The sequence below is a fragment of the Amycolatopsis sp. NPDC051071 genome, from assembly GCF_040682875.1.
In the GTDB taxonomy this organism is placed as follows: domain Bacteria; phylum Actinomycetota; class Actinomycetes; order Mycobacteriales; family Pseudonocardiaceae; genus Amycolatopsis.
Map to the genome: position 1 here is coordinate 11,463 of NZ_JBFBBY010000097.1, position 19,751 is coordinate 31,213.

The following is a 19,751-nucleotide window of genomic DNA, read 5'->3' on the forward strand; positions in this document are numbered from 1 at the left end:
CCGCCAACCCCGAACGCGCATTGCCACTCACGACCCTCCTACACCGCGTTACCGACTCAGGTACCCGAGCCACCCGCCGAACCGCGTGATGTCCTCGGCGCCTTCGACGGCCCCGGGTTCGCAGACGAACCCGGGCACCTCGCTCCCGTCGGCGAGGCGCACCTTCCCGATCGCCAGCGGCGCCGGGATGCCCGCCACGAACTCGCCGAAGCCGGCCAGCGGCAGGTCCCAGACCTCGGCCGCGATCGGTTCACCGCCCGAGGCGACCCGGACGAGGCCGGGTTTGGGCGGCACGGTGTCCAGCGCGAACAGCCGGTACTCGGCCGCCGTCGGACCCGCCGAAACGAACCGCCCGCCGCGCGAGGTCAGTTCGTGGTTCAGCGGCTGCCCGCGCAAATGCGCGCCGACAACGGTGATCCGGGTCCGGCGCGGCACCAGGCGGGCGACGTCGGCGAGGATCCGGTCGCCGTACGCGGCCCCGACCAGCATCACGCCGAACGGCAGCCCGCCGACGGTTCCGGCGGGGACGGCCAGCGCGGACAGGCCCAGCAGGTTAGTCGAGTTCGTGAACCGGCCCAGCCGGGCGTTCACGCCCAGCGGATCGGCCTCGACCTCGGCGATCGTCGGATGCTCCGTCGTCGTGGGCAGCAGAACGCAGTCCACAGTGGACAGAACTGTCGACGCCTCTCGCGAGAGGCCGTCGAGTGTCGCGAGGTCGGAGAAGAACCGGTGCGCCGGGATGTCCTTGGCCCCGCCGATGATCTGCCGTACGGCCGGATCGACGACGTCCGGATGCGCGTCGATGAACTCGCCGACCGCCGAATACCGCTCGGCCACGAACGCGCCTTCGTACAGTAACCGGGCGGCGGACAGGAACGCCGATATGTCGACAGGGACCAGTTCGGCGCCCGCCTCACGGAATTCCAGAGCCGCGGCCGAGAACGCCTCGGCCCAGCCGTCCTGCAAGGGACCACCCAACGAGGCAGGCACACCGATCCGGAAGGGACGGTGGACCACCGGAAGATCCCGAGGCTCACTGAGGCAGGCGAACGCCGTCGAAGCCTCATCGACCGTCCGCGCGAACACGGTCACGCAGTCGATACTCGCGCAAGCGGGTACGACACCGGTGGTCGGCAGCAGTCCCCGGGTCGGCTTGAGCCCGACGATCCCGTTGAACGCCGCCGGGACCCGGCCGGATCCGGCGGTGTCGGTGCCCAGCGCGAGGTCCACGATCCCGAGCGCCACCGCCACCGCCGAACCCGAACTCGACCCACCCGACACGTACGCCGGATCGATCGCGTTGCGGACCGCGCCATGCGGGCTGCGTGTGCCGACGAGCCCGGTCGCGAACTGGTCGAGGTTGGTCGTGCCCAGGATCAGCGCGCCGGCCGCCCGAAGCCGCGCCACCACCGGCGCGTCCTCGTCCGGCCGGTAGGCGTACTCGGGACACGCGGCCGTCGTCGGCAGGCCGCGGACGTCGATGTTCCCCTTGACCGCGGCGAGTTTTCCGTACAGCGGCAAGGTTTCCCCGGCCGCGCGACGGGCTTCCAGCTTCTCCGCGTCGGCGAGTACCTCGTCCTCGGGCCGCAGGTCGATCCAGATCTCCGACCGGTCGACCCTGGCGATCCGGTGGTACGCGGCGCGCACCCGTTCCGGCACGCTCATCCCGCGCTCCTTCCCAGAACCACCAGCGGCGTGCCGGGGGCGACTTGATCTCCGGGGGAGACCAGGACTTCGACGACCTCCCCGGCGGCGGGCGCGGGGATCCGCGCCTCGGTCTTCATCGCTTCGAGGATCACCAGCGTCTCGGCCGAGCCAACCTTCTCGCCGGGCTCGACGTCCACTCGCCATACGGTCGCGGCGAACGGTGCTTCGACGACGTGGCCGCCGGGCGGGGCCTCGACCTTCGTGGTCGGGACCTTCGCTCCGGCAGGCTCGGGACGAGGGTCGAACTCGCCTGCGGCCGCCCACGCCTGCCGCTCCGCCTCGAACGCCGCGCTCTGCTTCGCCCGGAACGTGGCGATGCCGTCGGCGTTGTCGGCCAGGAACCGTTCGTGGTCGGCGAGGGCGAACTCGCCGTCGGTGATGTCGAGTTCCAGTTCCCCCGCCGAGCTCCGCGCCCGCAGGTCCAGCAGTTCCTCGGCGGACACGGGATACCAGGAGATCCGGTCGAAGAATCGCAGCAGCCACGGGGAACCCGGCTCGAACGACCCGCGTTGCCGCCAGCCACTCCACACCTGCACGGTCCGCCCGACGAACTGATACCCGCCGGGGCCTTCCATCCCGTAAATACACAGGTACGAGCCGCCGATGCCGACGGAGTTCTCCGCCGTCCACGTGCGCGCCGGGTTGTACTTCGTGGTGACCAGCCGGTGCCTCGGGTCCAGCGGGGTGGCCACCGGCGCGCCGAGATAGACGTCGCCGAGTCCCAGCACGAGGTACTCGGCGTCGAACACCGTCCGATAGACGTCGTCCACACTGGACAGACCGTTGACCCGCCGGATGAACTCGATGTTCCACGGGCACCACGGCGCGTCGTCGCGGACACCCGCCATGTACCGCTCGATCGCCTCGCGGGTGGCCGGATCGTCCCAGGACAACGGCAGCCGGACGGTCCGGCTCGGCACCACGAGGTCGCCGGTCCTCGGTAGATCGTGCTCCACCTCCTGGACCAGCCCGAGCAGTTTCCGGACCGGCAGCACGTCCGGATCGACGTGCACCTGAAGCGAACGGATACCCGGCGTCAGGTCGACGACGCCCTTGAGGCCTTCCGCCGCCAGCCTGTCGGCGAGTGCGTGGACCCGCATCCGCAAGGCAAGGTCGAGCTTCATCGGCCCATACTCGATCAGGAGGTTGTCGTCGCCACTGCGCCGGTAGGTAACCTCCGGATTCTCGTCCGATGTGGACAGACGGCCGAGGATGCCGCCGTCGTCGATCGGCTTCCGGCTTGCCTTGACCGCCGTGCCAGGGCTTTCCCGCAACGAAGCCGCGTGCTCGGTGGTGATCGGCACGAACCGCACGGTGTCACCCGGCCGCAACTGGCCGAGTTTCCAGCGCTGCGGAGTCACCACGGTGGCCGGGCAGACGAATCCGCCGAGGCTGGGCCCGTCCGGGCCCAGCAGGATCGGCAGGTCGCCGGTGTAGTCGACGGCGCCGATCGCGTACGGCGTGTCGTGGATGTTCGACGGGTGCAGGCCCGCCTCACCGCCGTCCTCCCGTGCCCATCGCGGCCGCGGCCCGACCAGCCGGACACCGGTGCGCGCGGAGTTGAAATGCACTTCCCAGTCGGTGGCGTAGAACGTCTCGACGTCGTCCGGGGTGAAGAACTCCGGCGCGGCGTGCGGCCCTTCGGACGCGCCGATCTCCCAGTGCGTCCCGAAAACCGGCCGCTCGGACTCGGGAACCGCGCCGGTGACGGCGTTCTCCGGCAGCGGACCGGGGGAGAGGACGTCGCCGGTCGTGAGCGCGCGGCCACCGTGCCCGCCGAAACCGCCGAGAGTGAAGGTCGCCGCGCTGCCAAGGAAATCCGGCACGTCGACGCCGCCGCGAACGAGGACGTACGCCCGGAGCCCGGCCGAACCGGTGCCGACGTCGAGCACGCCACCTGCCGGAATCTCGACCGGTGTCCACTGGGGAACCGACTGACCGTCGACGGCCACCGGAGACGGCGACCCCGTGACGCAAACGATTGCGGCGTCGGTGAACTTGAGCGAGACACCGTCCACAGTGCACTCAAGGCCGGGAGTGCCTTCGGGATTGCCCAGCGCCCGGTTGCCCAGCCGGAGCGACAGGTCGTCCATCGGCCCGCTCGGCGGGACGCCGACGTGCCAAAAGCCCAGCCGTCCCGGCCATTCCTGGACGGTGGTCATCGTGCCGCCCCGCAGGACCTCGATCCGTGGTTCGGGGTCGGTGATCGCGTCGAGGGTCGCGGTGTCGTGCGTGATCCGGTGCAGCCGGGAGTCCGCGGCGACCGCACGCAGCTGACCGAGGTTGGTGCGGACGCCGTCCACCCGGCTTTCGGCGAGTGCGGTGACGAGCGCGGCGAGCGCGCCTGCCCGGTCCGCGCCGACGGTGATCACCTTGGCCAGCAAGGGGTCGTAATGCGTGGTCACCTTCGTGCCCGCCTCGACCCAGGTGTCGACCCGGACCTCCGGCGGGAAGTCGGCACGGGTCAGCAGACCCGCGCTCGGCCGGTGCCCGGCGGCCGGATCCTCGGCGTAGACCCGAGCCTCGACAGCGTGCCCGCGTGGCTTCGGCTCGGTGGCGAACATCCCGGTGTCGCCGTCGGCGAGCCGGAGCATCCACGCGACCAGGTCGATCCCGTAGACCGCCTCGGTGACCGGATGCTCGACCTGCAGCCGCGTGTTCACCTCGAGGAACGCGGCCTCTTCGCGGTCCGGGTCGTAGATGAACTCGACCGTGCCCGCCGACCGGTAGCGCACCGACTTGCAGAGGTCGACCGCCGACGAGACCAGTTTCTCCCGCACCGCTTCGGAAAGCCCCGGTGCGGGGCACTCTTCGAACACCTTCTGATTGCGCCGCTGCAGGGTGCAGTCCCGCGTGCCCAGCGCCAGCACTTCACCCGCGCCGTCGCCGAACACCTGGACCTCGACATGCCGGGCGTTGGTCACCAGGCGTTCGAGGAACACCCCCGATGTCGAGAAGCTCTTCGCCGCGATGCTCTGCACCGCGTCCCAGGCGTCCCGCAGCTCCTCGGCCGAAGCGCAGGCTCGCATGCCGATCCCGCCGCCGCCACCGGTGGCCTTGAGCATCACCGGATAGCCGATCTCGGCGGCCGCGGCTTCGGCGTCGGCGAGGGTGTCCAGCAGTCCGGTGCCAGGGAGCAGCGGGACACCGGCGTCGACGGCCTTGTCGCGGGCGGTGTGCTTGCTGCCGAACACCTCCAGGTGCTCGGCGGCGGGGCCGGCGAACCGGATGCCCGCCGCCTCCGCCGCCTTGGCGAAGGCGGCGTCTTCGGACAGGAACCCGTAGCCGGGGTGGATCGTGTCGGCGCCGGTCTTCAGCGCGGCTTCGATGATGGCGTCACCGAGGAGATAGCTCTCCCTGGCCGGCGCCGGGCCGAGCCGGACGGCTTCGTCGGCGAGCCGTACGTGCGCGGCCGTGCGGTCGGCGTCGGAATAGACGGCGACCGTCGGGATACCCATCTCCTTGGCGGTCCGCAGGATCCGGACCGCGATTTCCCCCCGGTTGGCGACGAGCAGTTTCACGCGTCACCGCCGGTGACGATCATTCTGACCGCGGTCGGATCGAAGCCGTTGCAGGGATTGTTGATCTGCGGGCAGTTCGACACCAGTACCAGGACGTCGGTCTCGGCGCGCAGCTTGACCTCCATACCGGGCGCGGAAATACCGTCGACGATGCCGAGTGTGCCGTCCTGTTCGACTGGCACGTTCATGTACCAGTTGACGTTGCTGACCAGGTCCCGTTTCCCCAGGCCCCATTTCGCGCCCTCGGTCAGGAAGTTCTCGACACAGGCGTGCTGGTAGCGCGTGTGCTGGCCGTAGCGGAGGCTGTTGGATTCCTTGCTGCAGGCGCCGCCGATCGTGTCGTGCCGCCCGCAGGTGTCCTCGACGACGGTGAGCAGCGGCGCGCCCTCGCCGGTGCGCAGCACACTGCCGGTGGTGAGGAAGATGTTGCGCTGCGCGGCGATCGTCGCGGCCGCGCTGTACCGCTCGGCCGTGTCGGCGGCGTCGTAGCAGAGGAAATCGACGGCCTGGTTGCCGCCGAGGTCGATGATCGCGAGCGTTTCACCCTTGCGCAGCACGGTGGAGTACGGCGCTCGCGCGGCGACCTCGGTGTCGGAGATGGTCGTGGTCATGCCAGGCCCCTAGCGGTGAGGTAGTCGGCGGTGTTCTCGAAGGCGCGCTGGGCCTCGGGGGACGCCGTCCACTCGGGACTGTCCGGAGTGGACGGAGTGCTGCGCTGGGCGAGTACCCGCAACGGCGTGACCGGGTAGTCCGGCCGTGGGTCGAGCGGATGCGCGACGTTGGCGATCAGGACGACGACCGGGAGTTCGGTGCGCAGGACCACGGATTTGCCCGCACCGGCCGAACCGGTGAACGTCAGCCCGCCGTCGTTCTCCACGTGGACGCCCTGGAAGAAGGACAGGCTCGGTGGCAGATCACGCTGGGTGAGACCGTGTTTGGCCGCGGCGAGCGTGAACAGCGCGGTCCCGGCCGGCGAGCCGCCCTGCGGACTGCCGTCGCCGTAACGCTCGGTGTTTCCGTCCACAGTGGACGTTCCACACAGGGCGTCGTGCTTGCCGCTCTCGTCGGTGGCGACGGTCGCGAGCACCCGCGCCTGATCCGAAAGCAGCGCGATCGACTCTCCGAGGTAGGCGTTCCACTGGACCTTCACCGTGTCCGCGACGTTCAGCCGCTCCCACGGCCCCTCGGCGTTGAACAGCAGCAGATGCGCGCAGGCGTCGCCTTCGAGATCGGTCAGCCGCAGTTCGGTGCCGCGGGCGAGGACCTTGTGCGTGTAGCCGCCACCGGCGACCGTCTCGGCCCAGACGAGCTTCGCCGGGTCGACCTCGGGTGGCGGGTCCGGCCAGGTGGACGCCGGGATGGCGGGCATCGCCTCGGTCACCGTGCCCGCTTGGGCGCGCGCGTGGTCGCGAGCGCCGTACGTGGTCGATGTCGTGCTCATGGAACCTTCCTTCAGATCGCGGGGACGGGGACCGTGGTGAGCGCGGAGCGGCGGCGCCAGCAGAGGTAGCCGGTGAGCAGCGCGGCGCCGACGAACTCGATCGGGAACAACACGACCCAGATGGAGCCGGTGCCGGCCAGGTCGTAGATCTCGGCTCGTGGCCAAGCGATGTTGACGATCATCATCGCGCCGTACCCTACTGCCGCGACGTTGACCGGAATAGCCCATCGTCCCAGGGAGAAATGGCCTGGCTCGGCGGTGAAACGGCCTTGACGGCGCCGGAGCAGCAGCGGTCCGGTCACCAGGAGGTAGGCCACGTAGACCACGACCACCGAGGTGCCGGTGATGGTGCTGAAGATGGTCGGGTTGCCGACGTTCAGCAGCAGGAGCCCGATCGCGAGGACGCCGGAGAGGACGGCGGGCGCGATCGGCGTGCCGGTGCGGGCGTTGACCGCGGAAAGCCGTTTGGCGCCGGGAAGCGCGCCGTCGCGGGCCATCGCGTAGATCAGCCGGACCGTACCGGTCTGGATGGTCAGGGTGCAGACGACGACGGCGATCGCGACGTCGGCGAGGAAGATCCGGCCAAGAGTGTCGCCGAAGACGGCCGTGATCACGTACGGCAGGCCCTTCCCGGCGAGCTGGCCGTCGGTCAGGCTCGGCGCGGCCATCAGCGCGGTGATGACGACGGCGAGACCGCCGATGCCGGAGATCAGGAGCGCACGGAGCACGGCACGCGGGGCGGTGCGGCGGGCGTCCTTGGTCTCCTCGGCGACCGAGGCGGCGGTGTCGAAACCGTAGAGGACATAGGCGGCCATGAGCGCGGAGGCCAGGACGCCGCCGGCTCCCGGGCTTCCTCCCGCCGGCGTGAGCACGACCTGCGGGCCGCGGACGGCGAACAGCGCGAGCCCGGTGATCAGCACCAGGACGCCGACGAGTTCCGCCGCCACCCCGACGTCGTTGATCCGCGCCATGAGCCGCACGCCGCCCGCGTTGACCGCCGTGGTGAACACGATCAGCAGGGTGCCGAGCAGGACGGCGTTGGTGGCGCCGGTCGGCGACGTCACCGCCGGGTCGCCGCCGACGAGCTGGAAACCGCTCCAGACCGACGGGAGGACGACCTGCAGCGCGATCGCGGCCGCGGCGAGTGCGACAACGCAGCCCACCAGCATCATCCAGCCCGCGAGCCAGCCCGCGAATCCCGGCGAGAGATGTTTCGCCCACTGGTAAACCGATCCTGCCAGTGGGAATCGGGCGGCGAGTTCGGCGAAGTTGAGCGCGACGAGCAATTGCCCGGCGAGCACGAGCGGCCAGGTCCAGAAGAACAGCGTGTCGCCGAAGGAATAGCCGAAGGCGAACAGCTGGAACACCGTGGTCAGGATCGAAACGAAGGAGAAACCCGCGGCGAAGGCGGAGAAACCGCCCAGTGTCCGGCGGAGTTCTTGACGGTAACCGAAGGCGGAAAGGTCTTCGGACGGCATTTGCGGGGGCTCCTGTCTGAAGGGCCGAATTTCGATCGGCTGACCGAAATTAAGCGCGTGCGGGGTCCTTCTGATCTCCGCCGGTAAGCGCGGTGTTAACAGATACCGGATTCGGTAACCTGAGCCGACCGCCGGACGTAACAAAGATCGCCGCGAAGAAATGGCAGGATCGGATAGATGACGAAAACGACCGGGGTGGGCAGGCCCAGAGCCAGCGGGGCGGCGGCGAGCAAGCGGGAAGCGCGGCTCGCGGTTCTGGACGCGGCGGGGGAGCTGTTCACCGGCGCCGGGTACGCGGCGACGACCACTCGCGCCATCGCCGAACGTGCCGGTCTGCGGCAGGCGTCGCTCTACTACCACTTTCCGTCCAAAGAGGACATTCTGGCGGCGCTGCTGGAGGACACCGTCCGGCCGTCACTGGAGGTCGCGGGCGGTCTCTCGACCGTGCACGCGCCGGTGGGAACCCGGCTGTGGGCGCTGGCCTACGCGGATATCCACCTGCTCGGCAGCGCACGGCACAACCTCGGCGCGCTGTACCTGCTGCCGGAGATCTCCTCGCCGAGGCTGGCCCGGTTCCGGACCGAACGGGCGGAGCTCAAACGCGTCTACGGTGCGCTCGTCGCGGCCGCCGGAGTCGCCCCGGACCTGCTCGGGATCCGGACCGACCTCGTGTTCGGGCTCGTCGAGAGCATCGCGATCGTCCGGCGCGACCAGCCGGAACTGGACGTCGAGGCGCACGCCGTCGAGGGCGCGGACAGTGTGCTGAGGCTGGCCGGGCTCGGGGAACCGGACGCCGAGCTGCGGACTTCCGCGCGGGCGCTACTGGAGGACTGAGGGAACAGGGACGACGGCGTGACTCGCGTGCCTGGAGGCGGAACTCGCGTGCCCGGAGGCGAAACTCGGTGTGCGGGGTTCAAGCACGCGAGTTCCGCCTTCAAGCACGCGAGTTACGGCTTTAAGCACGCGAGTTACGCCTTCAAGCACGCGAGTTACGGGTCTGAGCACGTGAGTGCGCTGTCGCGTCACCCAGGCCACTCACTACTTACCGGGTCCCGGCGGGCGAGGAGCGGGGTCAGGCGGCGGCGGTCGCGTGCAGGGCCTTGCTCAGCGACGCGACGGTCAGCTCGATCTGCCACGGCCGGGCACCGCCGTCGGCGAGGACCTTGGCGACCGAGTCCTCGCTGAGGTCGGACGGCGGACGCCAGCAGGTGCGGCGGACGAGTTCCGGCAGCAGCAGGTTCTCGACCGGCAGCCGCCGGTCTTCCGCGATCGCGGCCAGCGCCGCGCGGGCGGCCACGAGCCGGGCGGCGGCGTCGGGATCCTTGTCGGACCAGCGGTTCACCGGCGGCGGGCCGTCGGTCTGCTGGGCGGGGGTGGGCAGTTCGTCGGCCGGGAGCGTGCGGGCGGTCTGGAGGTGCCGCAGCCAGCTCGCGGTGTACTTGCGCTGGACCCGGCCGCTGAACACCGGCAGTGCCTGCAGCTGCTCGACGGTCTTCGGGTCCGCGGTGACGGCGTTGATGATCGCGGTGTCCGGCAGGATCCGGCTCGGTGCCCGGTCGCGTTTGCGGGCGAGCTCGTCGCGTGCCTGCCACAGTTCGCGGACCGCGGCGAGCCCGCGGGCGCTGCGGATCTTGTGCACGCCGGACGTCCGGCGCCACGGCTCGGCCCGAGGGGCGGGCGGCGGCGCGTTGCGGACGGCCTCGAACTCCTGCTGGGCCCATTCGAGCTTGCCCTGGTCGGCGAGGTCGGCTTCGAGTTTCTCGCGTAGTTCGATGAGCAGCTCGACGTCGAGGGCGGCGTAGTTCAGCCAGTCGACGGGGAGCGGACGCTTCGACCAGTCGGCGGCACTGTGCCCCTTCTCCAGCTGGTAGCCGAGGAGGAGTTCGACGAGCGTGCCGAGTGCGACGCGTTCGTACCCGGCGAGACGTCCGGCGAGTTCGGTGTCGAACAGGCTCTTCGGGTGCAGGTCGAGTTCGGCGAGACACGGCAGGTCCTGTGAGGCCGCGTGCAGCACCCATTCGGCGTTGTTGAGGACTTCCGCGAGGGGTTCGAGCTGTCCCTCGAGCGGAATGGGGTCGATGAGGAAGGAGCCGGCACCTTCGCGGCGCAGCTGCACCAGATAGGCCTTCGGCCAGTATCGGTAGCCGGACGCGCGTTCGGTGTCCACGGCGATGGCCCCGCTGCCGCCCGCGATCTTCGCGCAGGCTTCGGCCAGGGCTGTCGCGTCGGCGATCACCGGTGGAGTGCCCTCGGCGGGCTCACGAAGCAGAACCGGAGCACTGGTGTCATCAGTGCCGGTCATAGTGTCCGCCTGTGGTTCTCCGGGTCGGTCGCCTTCCATAGGTGAAGACCCTACGGGACGAGCGGGCCGCGCCTGGTCCGCCCGCCCCGCAGGGCAGTTCGCCTTTGTCAGCGGATCACGCCGGCACGCATGGCCAGCGCCACCATCTGAGCCCGGTCACCCGTGCCGAGCTTGCGCCCGATGCGGGAGAGGTGAGACTTCACGGTGAGAGCGGAGAGGCTGAGTTCCTCGCCGATCTCCTTGTTGGACTGGCCATCGGCCACGAGCTGCAGCACCTCGACCTCGCGCGCCGAAAGCTCGCGTGGGGTGTTGTCGGTGCCGGCGACCCGGGTGCCGGTGGCCAAGACCGGTGCGACGCTCGGGTCTGCGTAGACGCCGCCCTCGAGCACCCTGCGGACGCCGTCGGTCACTACGACCGGCGATGCCGACTTGAGCAGGTATGCCTGGGCGCCGGCCTGGAACGCCGACCTGACCGCGTACGGGTCGTCTGATGAAGCGAGCACCACTACTCGAGGCCAGCCATGGCTACGAAGTTCCGTAACCAGCTCGATGCCGCTGCCATCCGGCAGTCCGAGATCAAGGATCGCCAGGTCACAAGGCCCTGTGGCCTGTGCTCGCGCCCTTGCCTCGGCCACCGTGGCGGCCTCGTGGACGGTGCCCGCACCCATCTGTGCGAGTCTTGCTGAGATTGCCTCCCTCAACAGCGGGTGGTCATCGACCACCAACACGGAAAAAAGCTCTTCCCGCGGGTGCGGAACCATGCTCGCCGGCAATGAACCGGCTGGCGTGGATCGGACGGCCTGAGAAATGCCGACGGTAGCCACGTCACTACCTCCCTGGAGTCGGTCGTGCCCCCCGACCGGCACCGGGACTTTCGGCCGTTTAGCCGCGCCAGCTTTAGACCGAAAGTGGTGTCGTCGAAGGCACTGTAGCTGTACTGAGGCCTTCGCGGGGGGATCGAACGGGTATCTATCTCAAACGAGTAGTTACTCAGGGAGTTCGTTGTAACACGATCGGGCTAGTACACAGCCGGTGGCTAACACATCGCCGAAAGAACACGATGCACTTCAGTTACCGGGGTCCAATCGACTGTGCAGATGGCCCGTGCACCTGCCGGTGAGTCTGCTCGTTACCCCTGAGCACCAGTGCATCCGAGGGCGAAAACCCTTTCCGGTATAGGCTTGATCAACTTCGCGAGCGCCCATGATCGCTTCGTTCGGTGACCATGACGGTGACGCTCCGGAAGCGTTTTGAGGGCCCTGGTGACTCTCCGCAGGCCAACTTGATCTTGTTGCTGACGGTGACACTGCGCGTAGCACGAACGGGGTGGTCCAGACCTCTGAGTGGCCGGCTCTTCGCTGGTCGGCCCTGGTCTAGTCCATATGGACCTGTAGGTGGTCTCGGCGGCGTACGGGCGCTCTGAGCGCCTCGCGTCCGGAGTAGCGAAGGCGCCTTCGGACGCTTCGCGGTCTCGCGCGGGCCGTCGGTAGTACATGAAGGCCCCCTTCCTTGCGTTAGGCGCAAGGAAGGGGGCCTTCCTGTACTTGGTCGCGGATCCGGCGGGGGGAGCAAGGGACCTTTAGTATCGCTAGCTTTACTAGCGGGGCTAGGTGACCTCGGAGCGCAAAATAACCCGAATGCTATGTCTCGATTGCTGGGATTCCGGCGCGTCGGGACGTGCGGAGGGCCAGGAAGGGGGCAGGAAGCAGGGCATGAAGCGAGGGGTTCAGGACGACTGGCGCTGTCCGAAGAGGGTCACGCCGACCGGCGGCAGCCCGACGACGCTCGCCATGACCTGACAGAAGGCCTGCCCGTGCGGCCGCAGCGCGGCATCGGTCGGCGTCCAGGACGCCCGCAGTTCCAGATCGTCGGTCCGCGCGGGTCCGGCGATGTCGCCGAAGCGGGCCGAGGACGTCTCGGTGACGGTGCCGCCGAGCGCCGTCCACTCCGCTCCGGAGGTTTCCAACGCGTCGGTCAGCCATGACCAGCCCACGGCGGGCAGGAAGGGATCGGTCGCCAGTTCCCGGTCGAGTTCCGCGCGCACGTACAGGACCAGCCGCAGGACGCCGTCCCAGCCTTCCTGGCCGTCCGGATCGTGCAGCAGCACCAGCCGTCCCGACGCCAGCACGTCCGCGGGCCCCTCCACCTCGCAGCTCACCGCGTACGACCACGGTGCCAGCCGCTGCGGCGGGCGCATCGTCTCCAGCTGGACTTCGGGACGGGGCCGGACCGATTGCAACGCCGCGACGGCTTCACGGAAGAGGTCGGGTACTGACGTCATCGCGGTCACCAACCGACTGTAGGACGCGATAGTCCGGTTCGCGGCGCAGACGCGCCGAGAGTAAGGCCCCGGAGCGACCATGGCACCATGAACCGTGATGTCTCCTTCAGCTGCTTCTCCCGCGCAGATCGTCCCGGCGGCCCGTCGCGCCCTGTCCGGCGCGCCGTTCCTCGCCGCCGCGCGCGGCGAACGCCCGGCACGCACCCCCGTGTGGTTCATGCGCCAGGCCGGCCGGTCGCTGCCGGAGTACCGGGCACTGCGCGAGGGCACCTCGATGTTCGACGCCTGCTTCGACCCCGAGATGCTCGCCGAGATCACGCTCCAGCCGATCCGCCGTCACGGCGTCGACGCGGCCATTCTCTTCAGTGACATCGTCGTCCCGCTCAAGGCGGCGGGCCTCGACATCGACATCGTCGCGGGTACCGGTCCGGTCGTCGCCGAGCCGATCCGCGACACCGCGGGCGTGCGCGCGCTGCCGGTCCTGGACCCGGAGCAGGTCGAGCGGGTCGCGGAAGGCGTCCGGTTGCTGGTCGGGTCGCTGGGCGAGACGCCGCTGATCGGATTCGCCGGCGCGCCGTTCACCCTCGCCTCCTATCTCATCGAGGGCGGCCCGAGCCGAAACCACGAGCACACCAAGGCGCTCATGCACACCGACCCGGAGCTGTGGCACGAACTCGCCGGGCGGCTGGCGGAGATGGCGATCACCTTCCTCGGCGCGCAGCTCGACGCCGGGGCCGACGCGATCCAGCTGTTCGACTCGTGGGCGGGTGCGCTCTCGGAGCGCGACTACCGCGAGTTCGTCCTGCCGCATTCGGCGAAGGTGCTGTCCGCGGTCGCCGGATACGGCGTGCCGCGGATCCACTTCGGCGTCGGCACCGGCGAGCTGCTGGTGGCCATGCGTGACGCGGGTGCCGACGTGGTCGGCGTCGACTGGCGTATCCCGCTCGACGAGGCCGTCCGGCGGCTCGGCGGCGGTGTCGTGCAGGGCAACCTCGACCCGGCGCTGCTGCACGCGTCCTGGCCGGTGCTCGAAGCGGAGGTCCGGCGGATCGTCGCCGAGGGCCGCGCCGCCGACGGCCATATCTTCAACCTCGGCCACGGCGTGCTGCCCGGCGTCGACCCCGACGTACTGACGCGTGTGGTCGGGCTGGTGCACGAGCTCCAGCCATGAAGACCGTGAAGACGGTCGCCGTCGTCGGTGGCGGGATCTCCGGGCTGACCGCGGCCTACCGGCTGCGGACGCTGCTCGGCGACGACGCCCGGATCGTCGTCTTCGAGGCGACCGGGTCCCTCGGCGGGAAACTCCGCACGATCGAAGTCGCCGGTGAGCGTTACGACGTCGGCGCGGAGGCCTTCCTCGCCCGCCGTCCCGAGGCACTCGCCCTCGTACGTGAGGTCGGGCTCGGCGAAAGCCTCGTCCACCCCACCAAGGCCCGCGCCAAGATCCACGCCGGCGGTTCCGTGCTCGGCCTGCCGCCGGGCACGGTGATGGGTGTCCCCGCTTCGGCGGACGCGGTCGCCGGGGTGCTCTCGGAGAAGGGCCGCGACCTTGTCGAGGCCGAGTCGTCGTTGCCGCCGGTGGAACTGCCGGCCGCGGACGTGCCGCTCGGCCCGTTGTTGCGCGAGCGGTTCGGCGATGAACTGGTCGACAGGCTGGTCGATCCGCTGCTGGGCGGGGTCTACGCCGGGGGAGCGGACGGGCTGGGCCTGCGCGCGACGATGCCCGGCCTGGCCTCCGCGATCGATCGCGGCGCGCGTTCGCTCACCGAAGGCGCCGCGTCGCTCATGCCCGCGTCGCCGAGTACGGCGCCGGTCTTCGGGACCCTGCTGGGCGGACTCGGCACCTTGATTAGGCGGCTCGCGGAACTTTCGCGCGCCGAGATCCGAACCGAAGTCACGGTGACGTCCTTGAACCGGACCGCCACCGGCTGGGAGGTCGACGGCCTCGAAGCCGACTCCGTTCTCCTCGCCGTCCCGGCGCCCTCGGCGCGACGGTTGCTCGACGGCGTCGCGGGAGTGGCGTCGTCGGCGTTCGCGGAGGTCGAGCTGGCGTCGATGGCGGTGATCGCGCTCGCGTTGCCGCCGGGTACCGCGTTGCCGGAGTCGTCCGGCGTGCTGATCGGCGCGGGGGAGCGGGACGCGGCCGGGAAACCGTTCGCTGCCAAGGCGTTCACCTTCTCCTCGCGCAAGTGGGGACACTACGGAGACGGACCGGTGCTGGTACGCGGCTCGGTCGGCCGGTTCGGCGAACCCGGCGCCCTGCACGCCGACGACGACGAACTCGTGCGTGTCGTCCGCGACGATCTCGCCCGGCTGACCGGCGTCACCGCGACGCCGGTCGAGACGCTGGTGACCCGCTGGGGCGGCGGTCTTCCGCAGTACGGCACCGGGCACCTCGAACTCGTCGAGCGGATCGAACGCGCCGTCGCGGCCGTCCCGGGGCTCGCCGTGGCAGGCGCGACACTGCACGGCGTCGGGCTTCCCGCGTGCATCGCCACCGCCGACGCGGCCGCCCGCCGCATCGCCGGGATCACACCGACCCACGAGGGCTCCTGAGCACCGGCAGTGCCAAGATGGCGGTATGGCGCGGCTGAACTACAACGAGCTCAATGACAGCATCCGCTACACCGCCTGGTCGGTCTTCCGGGCCGAGCAGGGCAAGCTCGGTGAGGACCGCACGCAGGCGACCGCGGAGACCACCGAGTACCTCGACGCGCTGGAGGCCAAGGGCGTCGTCGTCCGCGGCCTCTACGACCTTTCCGGGCTGCGTGCCGACGCCGACTACATGGTCTGGTGGCACGCCGAGGAGATCGAGCAGGTCCAGGCCGCCTACAGCGGTTTCCGGCATACGCCGCTCGGCCGCGCCTCGGTGCCGGTGTGGAGCCAGGTCGCGCTGCACCGCCCGGCGGAGTTCAACAAGAGCCACATCCCGGCGTTCCTCGCCGGTGAAGAGGCCCGCAAGTTCATCTGTGTCTATCCGTTCGTGCGCTCCTACGAGTGGTACCTGCTCCCGGACGACGAGCGCCGCAAGATGCTCGCCGATCACGGCAAAGAGGCCCGCGACTACCCGGACGTCCGCGCCAACACGGTCGCGTCGTTCGCGCTGGGCGACTACGAGTGGATCCTGGCCTTCGAGGCCGACGAACTGCACCGCATCGTCGACCTGATGCGTCACCTGCGCGGCACCGAGGCCCGCCTCCACGTGCGCGAGGAGATCCCGTTCTACACCGGGACGAAGGTGCCGCCCGCCGAGCTGATCGCCCTGCTGCCCTAGTGGACGCACGCGTCTGGACCACGCTCACCGGCGAGACCCTCGCCGAAGACGCCGTCGAGGTCACCGGCCCCGATTCCGTGCTGCCCGGCACCTTCCGGATCGAGGAAGCGGCGACGACCAGTATCGCCGCGGCGACGCTGGCGGCCGGGGAACTGCTGCGGGTGCGGGGGATCGAGCCCGGCCGGGTCTCGGTCGACACCCGGCACGCGGCCACGTCCTTCCACAGCGAGCACTACCTCCGTGTCGACGGGGAGCCGGTGCCGTTCAGCGCGCCGCTGTCCGGCGACTACCGCGCGAACGACGGCTGGGTGCGCCTGCACTGCAACTATCCGCGCCATGTCTCGGCCGTGTGCTGGGGACTCGGCGTGCCCGCGACGCGCGCGGCGTTCGAGAAGGTCGTCGCGGCCAAGTCGAAGTTCGAGGTCGAGTCGGCGGTGATCGGCGCCGGTGGCGCCGCGGCCGTGCTGCGGTCCCGCGAGGAATGGCTGGCGCACAAGCAAGGACAGGCGTCGTCCGCGCTCCCGGTCGCCGAGATCCGGTCGCTCGGGCCGTCGGAACCCCGGCGGCTGTTCGACTCCGGCCGTCCGATGGGCGGCGTGCGGGTACTGGAACTGACGCATGTCATCGCCGGACCGGTCGCGGGCCGGGTGCTCGCCGCGCACGGCGCGACCGTGCTGCACGTCGGCTCGGCGAATCTGCCGACGGTCCCGCCGCTGGCGATCGACACCGGTATGGGCAAGCGGTCGGCGTACGTCGACCTGGAGACCGAGGCGGGTCGCGCGCGGCTGCGGAAGCTGGTCGCCCGCGCCGACGTCGTCCTCCAGGGTTTCCGGCCGGGATCGCTGGTGGCCAAGGGTTTCTCGCCCGAAACTCTCGCCGAACTCCATCCAGGCATCGTGGTCGCGGATCTGTCGGCCTACGGCTGGGAAGGGCCGTGGGCACGAAGGCGCGGCTTCGACAGCCTCGTGCAGATGGCGTCGGGGATCGCCGACGAAGGCGGGAAGACCGCCGGGCTCGACGGTCCGGGACCGCTGCCGGTGCAGGCACTCGACCACGCGACCGGCTGGCTCACCGCGGCGGCGATCATGACCGCCGTCCGCCGGTCGATGACCGAGGGCGGCAGCTGGCAAGTCCGTACTTCGCTGGCCGGGACCGGGGAATGGCTGAACTCGTTGGGGCGCAAGGAATCCGGTCCCCAGGGGTTCGACGGCTCCGAGTGGCTGGAGGACGTCGACAGCCAGCTCGGGCGGCTGACCCGGGTCAAGATGGCCGGTGCACTGCCCGGCGCGAATCCACAGTGGACAGAAGCGACGCATGTGCCGGGGAGCGATCCCGGGTCCTGGAACAACACGGGCGTCTGACGTCTCGTGAGTGATTTGGGTTGTTCTAACGACCCAAATCACTCACGAGAACCCAACCCCCGCGTTCCGGCGCCACCACGCTGTCCGTCCCCCTCCCCCTGTCCCTCGCCGCCGTCGTCGTCGCCCTGGCTTCGGCACCTCACCACGTTCGACGAGCCAGTCGCCGAACGCGTCCGCATAGGCCCGCGCACGGATCGTGTCGGTCTTCGGGTGGCTCGCCGAGTACTCGCGGAACAGCCCCGGGAAGCGGTCGCCGAGTGCTTCCGCGAGGTCGGGCCGCAGGAACGCGGCGAGCCTGCTTTGCTTGTTCCGCAGGACATTCGCTTCGATGAGGAGCCTGTCCGCGTCGAAGCCCGCCGGGGCGTCACCGCCGGCGAGGAGTGCCTTGAGCAGCTCGGCCTGCTGTGCGGCGAGCCGCTCGCGGGGCGAGGTCACGGCGAGACCGCTTCCCGTAACGACGCCAGTTCCGCCGCCAGTTCGCTGTCGGGCGGGTAGTCGTCGTCCCGTTCCAGCAGGACACCCGGCGGGTCGGTGCGCCGACGCAGCTCGCGCAGCAGGTCCAGCACCTCCGGGACCACCGGATGGGCGTGCGTGTCGTGGTAGACGCCGTCACGTTCGACACCACCCGCCATATGCGCGTACGCCAGCCGCTCCCACGGGATCTCGTCGAGGAACCGTTCGGGATCGGTGCCGAGGTTGCGGGCGTTGGCGTACAGGTTCGCGACGTCGATGATCAGCAGGCAGCCGGTCCGCTCGGTCAGCTCCCGCAGGAACTCCGACTCGGAGAACTCGGCGCCTCCCCACTCCAGCACCGCCGCGATGTTCTCCAGCGCGAAGGGTGCCTCCACGATGGACTGCGTCAGTTTGACGTTGTCCACCAGGACATCGAGTGCTTCCCGGGTGCGGGGGAGCGGCATCAGATGCCCCGAGTCGAGGCCGCCCGCCCGCACGAAGCACACGTGGTCGCTGGCCATCGGCGCGCCGAGCTCGCGGGTGATCTCCGCGAGGTGCTCGACGCGTGCGGTGTCCAGCGGCTCGGCCCCGCCCAGCGACAGCGAGACCGCATGCGGCAGGACCGGGATTCCCCTGTCCTGCAACGCGACCAGGGTCTCGGGGAGATGGCCGGCGTGCAGATTCTCGGCGACGACCTCGACCCAGTCGACGCCCGGCAGCCGCGCGATCGACAGGTCCAGTTCGTGCCGCCAGCCGATGCCGATCCCGAGGCGGCCCGGCCCGTCAGCCACCGCAACCCCCGCCACCGCACGAGCTGCCCCCGCCACCGCAGGAACTCCCGCCGCTGCACGACGAACCGCCGCTGCCGCAGGCGCTGCCGCCGGACGAACCGCCGCCGCCGAAGCCACCCGTGAGGGGCGGCGGGATCAGCGCGGCACTCAGCTCTTCGTCCGGGTAGTAGGCGAGCCCGCCCAGCGCGACCGCCACCGCGGCGCCGCCCAGCAGCGCGCCACCCGCCATCCCACCCATGACGGGCCCACTGGTGATACCGCGCCCGCGCTCTCTCGAGAACTCGGCGTTGGCGTGGCCGAGGATCCGGTTGCCCTCACTGGTCGGGCGGGGACCGACCCGCTTGTTCCTGGCGGCACGGGCGAGCAGGGTCGCGATCCCGGCCACGATGACCAGGAAGACCAGGAAACCGACCGGGTGGTCACTGACGAGCCCGGCGATCAGGCGCACCACGCCGAGGAGCAGCGCGCCGAGGTAGAGGGTGAACACGACCTGGCGGATCTGCGGCGTCTTGTCGACGACGACCAGTCCTCGCGCCTCCAGGTCCTTGGCGAGTGCCTGCATCGGCCCCGACATCCGCAGCCGGTCGCGGATGCCGCGGGTCGTGGAGTTGTGACCCGGCCTTGCGCTCCTGGCGACGGCCCGTTCGATGGGGTCTGCGGGCTCGGAACCTGCCAGCTGAAGCTTCCGCGAACTGCTGATCCGCAGCGTCCCGCGGTCGACCAGCGCCGCGATGGCGGTGTCGACCACGCGGTCCGGGCCGCCGGCGAGATACGCGAGCTCGTTAGCCGTCGGCCGCGTTCCGCTGACGGTGACGCGCGATGTCTTGCGGCCGACCTTGACCGCGATCGTCCACAAGAGACCGATGACCAGCGGCAGCACCAGCAGCGCGGCGTAGATCGCCAGGAAAGTGGGTCCGGGGATGCCCCAGGTGTCGTCCATCGCACGGGCCTTTCGCGAGCAGGTGCACTTACGGTAGTCGGACGCTTTTCCGTCCGGTCGTGGTTCCGTGATTCGAGCAGCCGGGCGAGCCTTTCGCGACGGCCGTTAAGCCGTCAGCCACCGGCCGGGTGCAAGTACATGAAGGCCCCCTTCCTTGCGCTAGGCGCACGGAAGGGGGCCTTCATGTACTTGGCTACCCCGC

16 protein-coding genes are annotated in these 19,751 nt (G+C 70.1%); 5 read left to right on the forward strand and 11 right to left on the reverse strand.

What is annotated here, in order from left to right; translation table 11 throughout:
- Positions 1–48 precede the first annotated feature (48 nt).
- Genes atzF through AB0M65_RS27045 form a run of 5 tightly spaced genes read right to left on the reverse strand, consistent with a single transcriptional unit; the run spans position 49 to position 8,147 of the window.
- Positions 49–1,665, reverse strand: coding sequence for an allophanate hydrolase (atzF, locus tag AB0M65_RS27025; RefSeq protein ID WP_364033170.1), 1,617 nt, complete (start codon positions 1,663–1,665; stop codon positions 49–51).
- On the reverse strand, positions 1,662–5,228 hold the full coding sequence (uca, locus tag AB0M65_RS27030) for an urea carboxylase (RefSeq protein WP_364033173.1): 3,567 nt from the start codon (positions 5,226–5,228) through the stop codon (positions 1,662–1,664). Before uca ends, atzF begins: the two co-directional genes overlap by 4 nt.
- Positions 5,225–5,839, reverse strand: coding sequence for an urea amidolyase associated protein UAAP2 (locus AB0M65_RS27035; RefSeq protein WP_364033176.1), 615 nt, complete (start codon positions 5,837–5,839; stop codon positions 5,225–5,227). The genes uca and AB0M65_RS27035 overlap by 4 nt, the downstream gene beginning before the upstream one ends.
- Entirely contained in the window at positions 5,836–6,669 is an 834-nt protein-coding gene (locus AB0M65_RS27040) for an urea amidolyase associated protein UAAP1 (protein ID WP_364033179.1), read from the reverse strand. Before AB0M65_RS27040 ends, AB0M65_RS27035 begins: the two co-directional genes overlap by 4 nt.
- An 11-nt stretch (positions 6,670–6,680) precedes the next feature.
- Complete coding sequence (locus tag AB0M65_RS27045) at positions 6,681–8,147, reverse strand: amino acid permease (RefSeq protein WP_364033182.1); 1,467 nt, start codon at positions 8,145–8,147, stop codon at positions 6,681–6,683.
- A gap of 177 nt (positions 8,148–8,324) precedes the next feature.
- On the opposite strand from AB0M65_RS27045, the gene AB0M65_RS27050 reads away from it, so the two are divergent.
- Entirely contained in the window at positions 8,325–8,981 is a 657-nt protein-coding gene (locus AB0M65_RS27050) for a helix-turn-helix domain-containing protein (protein WP_364033185.1), read from the forward strand.
- A 238-nt stretch (positions 8,982–9,219) separates the two neighbouring features.
- On the opposite strand, the gene AB0M65_RS27055 is transcribed toward AB0M65_RS27050, so the two are convergent.
- The 3 genes from AB0M65_RS27055 to AB0M65_RS27065 form a co-directional block, all read right to left on the reverse strand.
- The gene (locus tag AB0M65_RS27055) at positions 9,220–10,449 is read right to left on the reverse strand and encodes a ribonuclease D (RefSeq protein WP_364033188.1); all 1,230 of its coding nucleotides are present in this window, start codon (positions 10,447–10,449) and stop codon (positions 9,220–9,222) included.
- A 107-nt stretch (positions 10,450–10,556) separates the two neighbouring features.
- On the reverse strand, positions 10,557–11,273 hold the full coding sequence (locus AB0M65_RS27060) for a response regulator transcription factor (RefSeq protein ID WP_034318331.1): 717 nt from the start codon (positions 11,271–11,273) through the stop codon (positions 10,557–10,559).
- 902 nt (positions 11,274–12,175) lie between these two features.
- Positions 12,176–12,739, reverse strand: coding sequence for a DUF3000 domain-containing protein (locus tag AB0M65_RS27065; RefSeq protein ID WP_364033193.1), 564 nt, complete (start codon positions 12,737–12,739; stop codon positions 12,176–12,178).
- Positions 12,740–12,827: 88 nt separating this feature from the next.
- Between AB0M65_RS27065 and hemE the strand changes: the two genes are divergently transcribed.
- The 4 genes from hemE to AB0M65_RS27085 are packed head-to-tail and all read left to right on the forward strand — an operon-like array spanning position 12,828 to position 17,365.
- Positions 12,828–13,901: a uroporphyrinogen decarboxylase gene (hemE, locus tag AB0M65_RS27070; protein WP_364033196.1), complete on the forward strand. Its 1,074-nt coding sequence runs from the start codon at positions 12,828–12,830 to the stop codon at positions 13,899–13,901.
- A 5-nt stretch (positions 13,902–13,906) separates the two neighbouring features.
- The gene (gene hemG, locus AB0M65_RS27075) at positions 13,907–15,286 is read left to right on the forward strand and encodes a protoporphyrinogen oxidase (protein ID WP_364033214.1); all 1,380 of its coding nucleotides are present in this window, start codon (positions 13,907–13,909) and stop codon (positions 15,284–15,286) included.
- 25 nt (positions 15,287–15,311) lie between these two features.
- Entirely contained in the window at positions 15,312–16,004 is a 693-nt protein-coding gene (gene hemQ / locus AB0M65_RS27080; protein WP_364033199.1) for a hydrogen peroxide-dependent heme synthase, read from the forward strand.
- Positions 16,004–17,365, forward strand: coding sequence for a CoA transferase (locus AB0M65_RS27085; protein WP_364033202.1), 1,362 nt, complete (start codon positions 16,004–16,006; stop codon positions 17,363–17,365). Before hemQ ends, AB0M65_RS27085 begins: the two co-directional genes overlap by 1 nt.
- A 42-nt stretch (positions 17,366–17,407) precedes the next feature.
- Here AB0M65_RS27085 and AB0M65_RS27090 read toward each other — a convergent pair whose 3' ends face one another.
- The 3 genes from AB0M65_RS27090 to AB0M65_RS27100 are packed head-to-tail and all read right to left on the reverse strand — an operon-like array spanning position 17,408 to position 19,549.
- Complete coding sequence (locus AB0M65_RS27090; protein ID WP_364033205.1) at positions 17,408–17,800, reverse strand: hypothetical protein; 393 nt, start codon at positions 17,798–17,800, stop codon at positions 17,408–17,410.
- A complete protein-coding gene (locus AB0M65_RS27095; protein ID WP_364033208.1) occupies positions 17,797–18,609 on the reverse strand; it encodes a DUF692 domain-containing protein in 813 nt (270 codons plus the stop codon). The genes AB0M65_RS27090 and AB0M65_RS27095 overlap by 4 nt, the downstream gene beginning before the upstream one ends.
- Positions 18,602–19,549, reverse strand: a complete 948-nt coding sequence (locus AB0M65_RS27100) for a TIGR04222 domain-containing membrane protein (protein WP_364033211.1) — start codon at positions 19,547–19,549, stop codon at positions 18,602–18,604. The genes AB0M65_RS27095 and AB0M65_RS27100 overlap by 8 nt, the downstream gene beginning before the upstream one ends.
- Between the last annotated feature and the right edge of the window lie 202 nt (positions 19,550–19,751).

Excerpts from the sequence above, each read along its gene's own strand:
- hemE (WP_364033196.1), top strand. The coding sequence starts at position 12,828 with ATGTCTCCTTCAGCTGCTTCTCCCGCGCAGATCGTCCCGGCGGCCCGT.
- AB0M65_RS27055 (WP_364033188.1), bottom strand. The coding sequence starts at position 10,449 with ATGACCGGCACTGATGACACCAGTGCTCCGGTTCTGCTTCGTGAGCCC.
- AB0M65_RS27050 (WP_364033185.1), top strand. The coding sequence starts at position 8,325 with ATGACGAAAACGACCGGGGTGGGCAGGCCCAGAGCCAGCGGGGCGGCG.
- AB0M65_RS27045 (WP_364033182.1), bottom strand. The coding sequence starts at position 8,147 with ATGCCGTCCGAAGACCTTTCCGCCTTCGGTTACCGTCAAGAACTCCGC.
- AB0M65_RS27035 (WP_364033176.1), bottom strand. The coding sequence starts at position 5,839 with ATGACCACGACCATCTCCGACACCGAGGTCGCCGCGCGAGCGCCGTAC.
- AB0M65_RS27100 (WP_364033211.1), bottom strand. The coding sequence starts at position 19,549 with ATGGACGACACCTGGGGCATCCCCGGACCCACTTTCCTGGCGATCTAC.
- hemQ (WP_364033199.1), top strand. The coding sequence starts at position 15,312 with ATGGCGCGGCTGAACTACAACGAGCTCAATGACAGCATCCGCTACACC.
- atzF (WP_364033170.1), bottom strand. The coding sequence starts at position 1,665 with ATGAGCGTGCCGGAACGGGTGCGCGCCGCGTACCACCGGATCGCCAGG.
- AB0M65_RS27040 (WP_364033179.1), bottom strand. The coding sequence starts at position 6,669 with ATGAGCACGACATCGACCACGTACGGCGCTCGCGACCACGCGCGCGCC.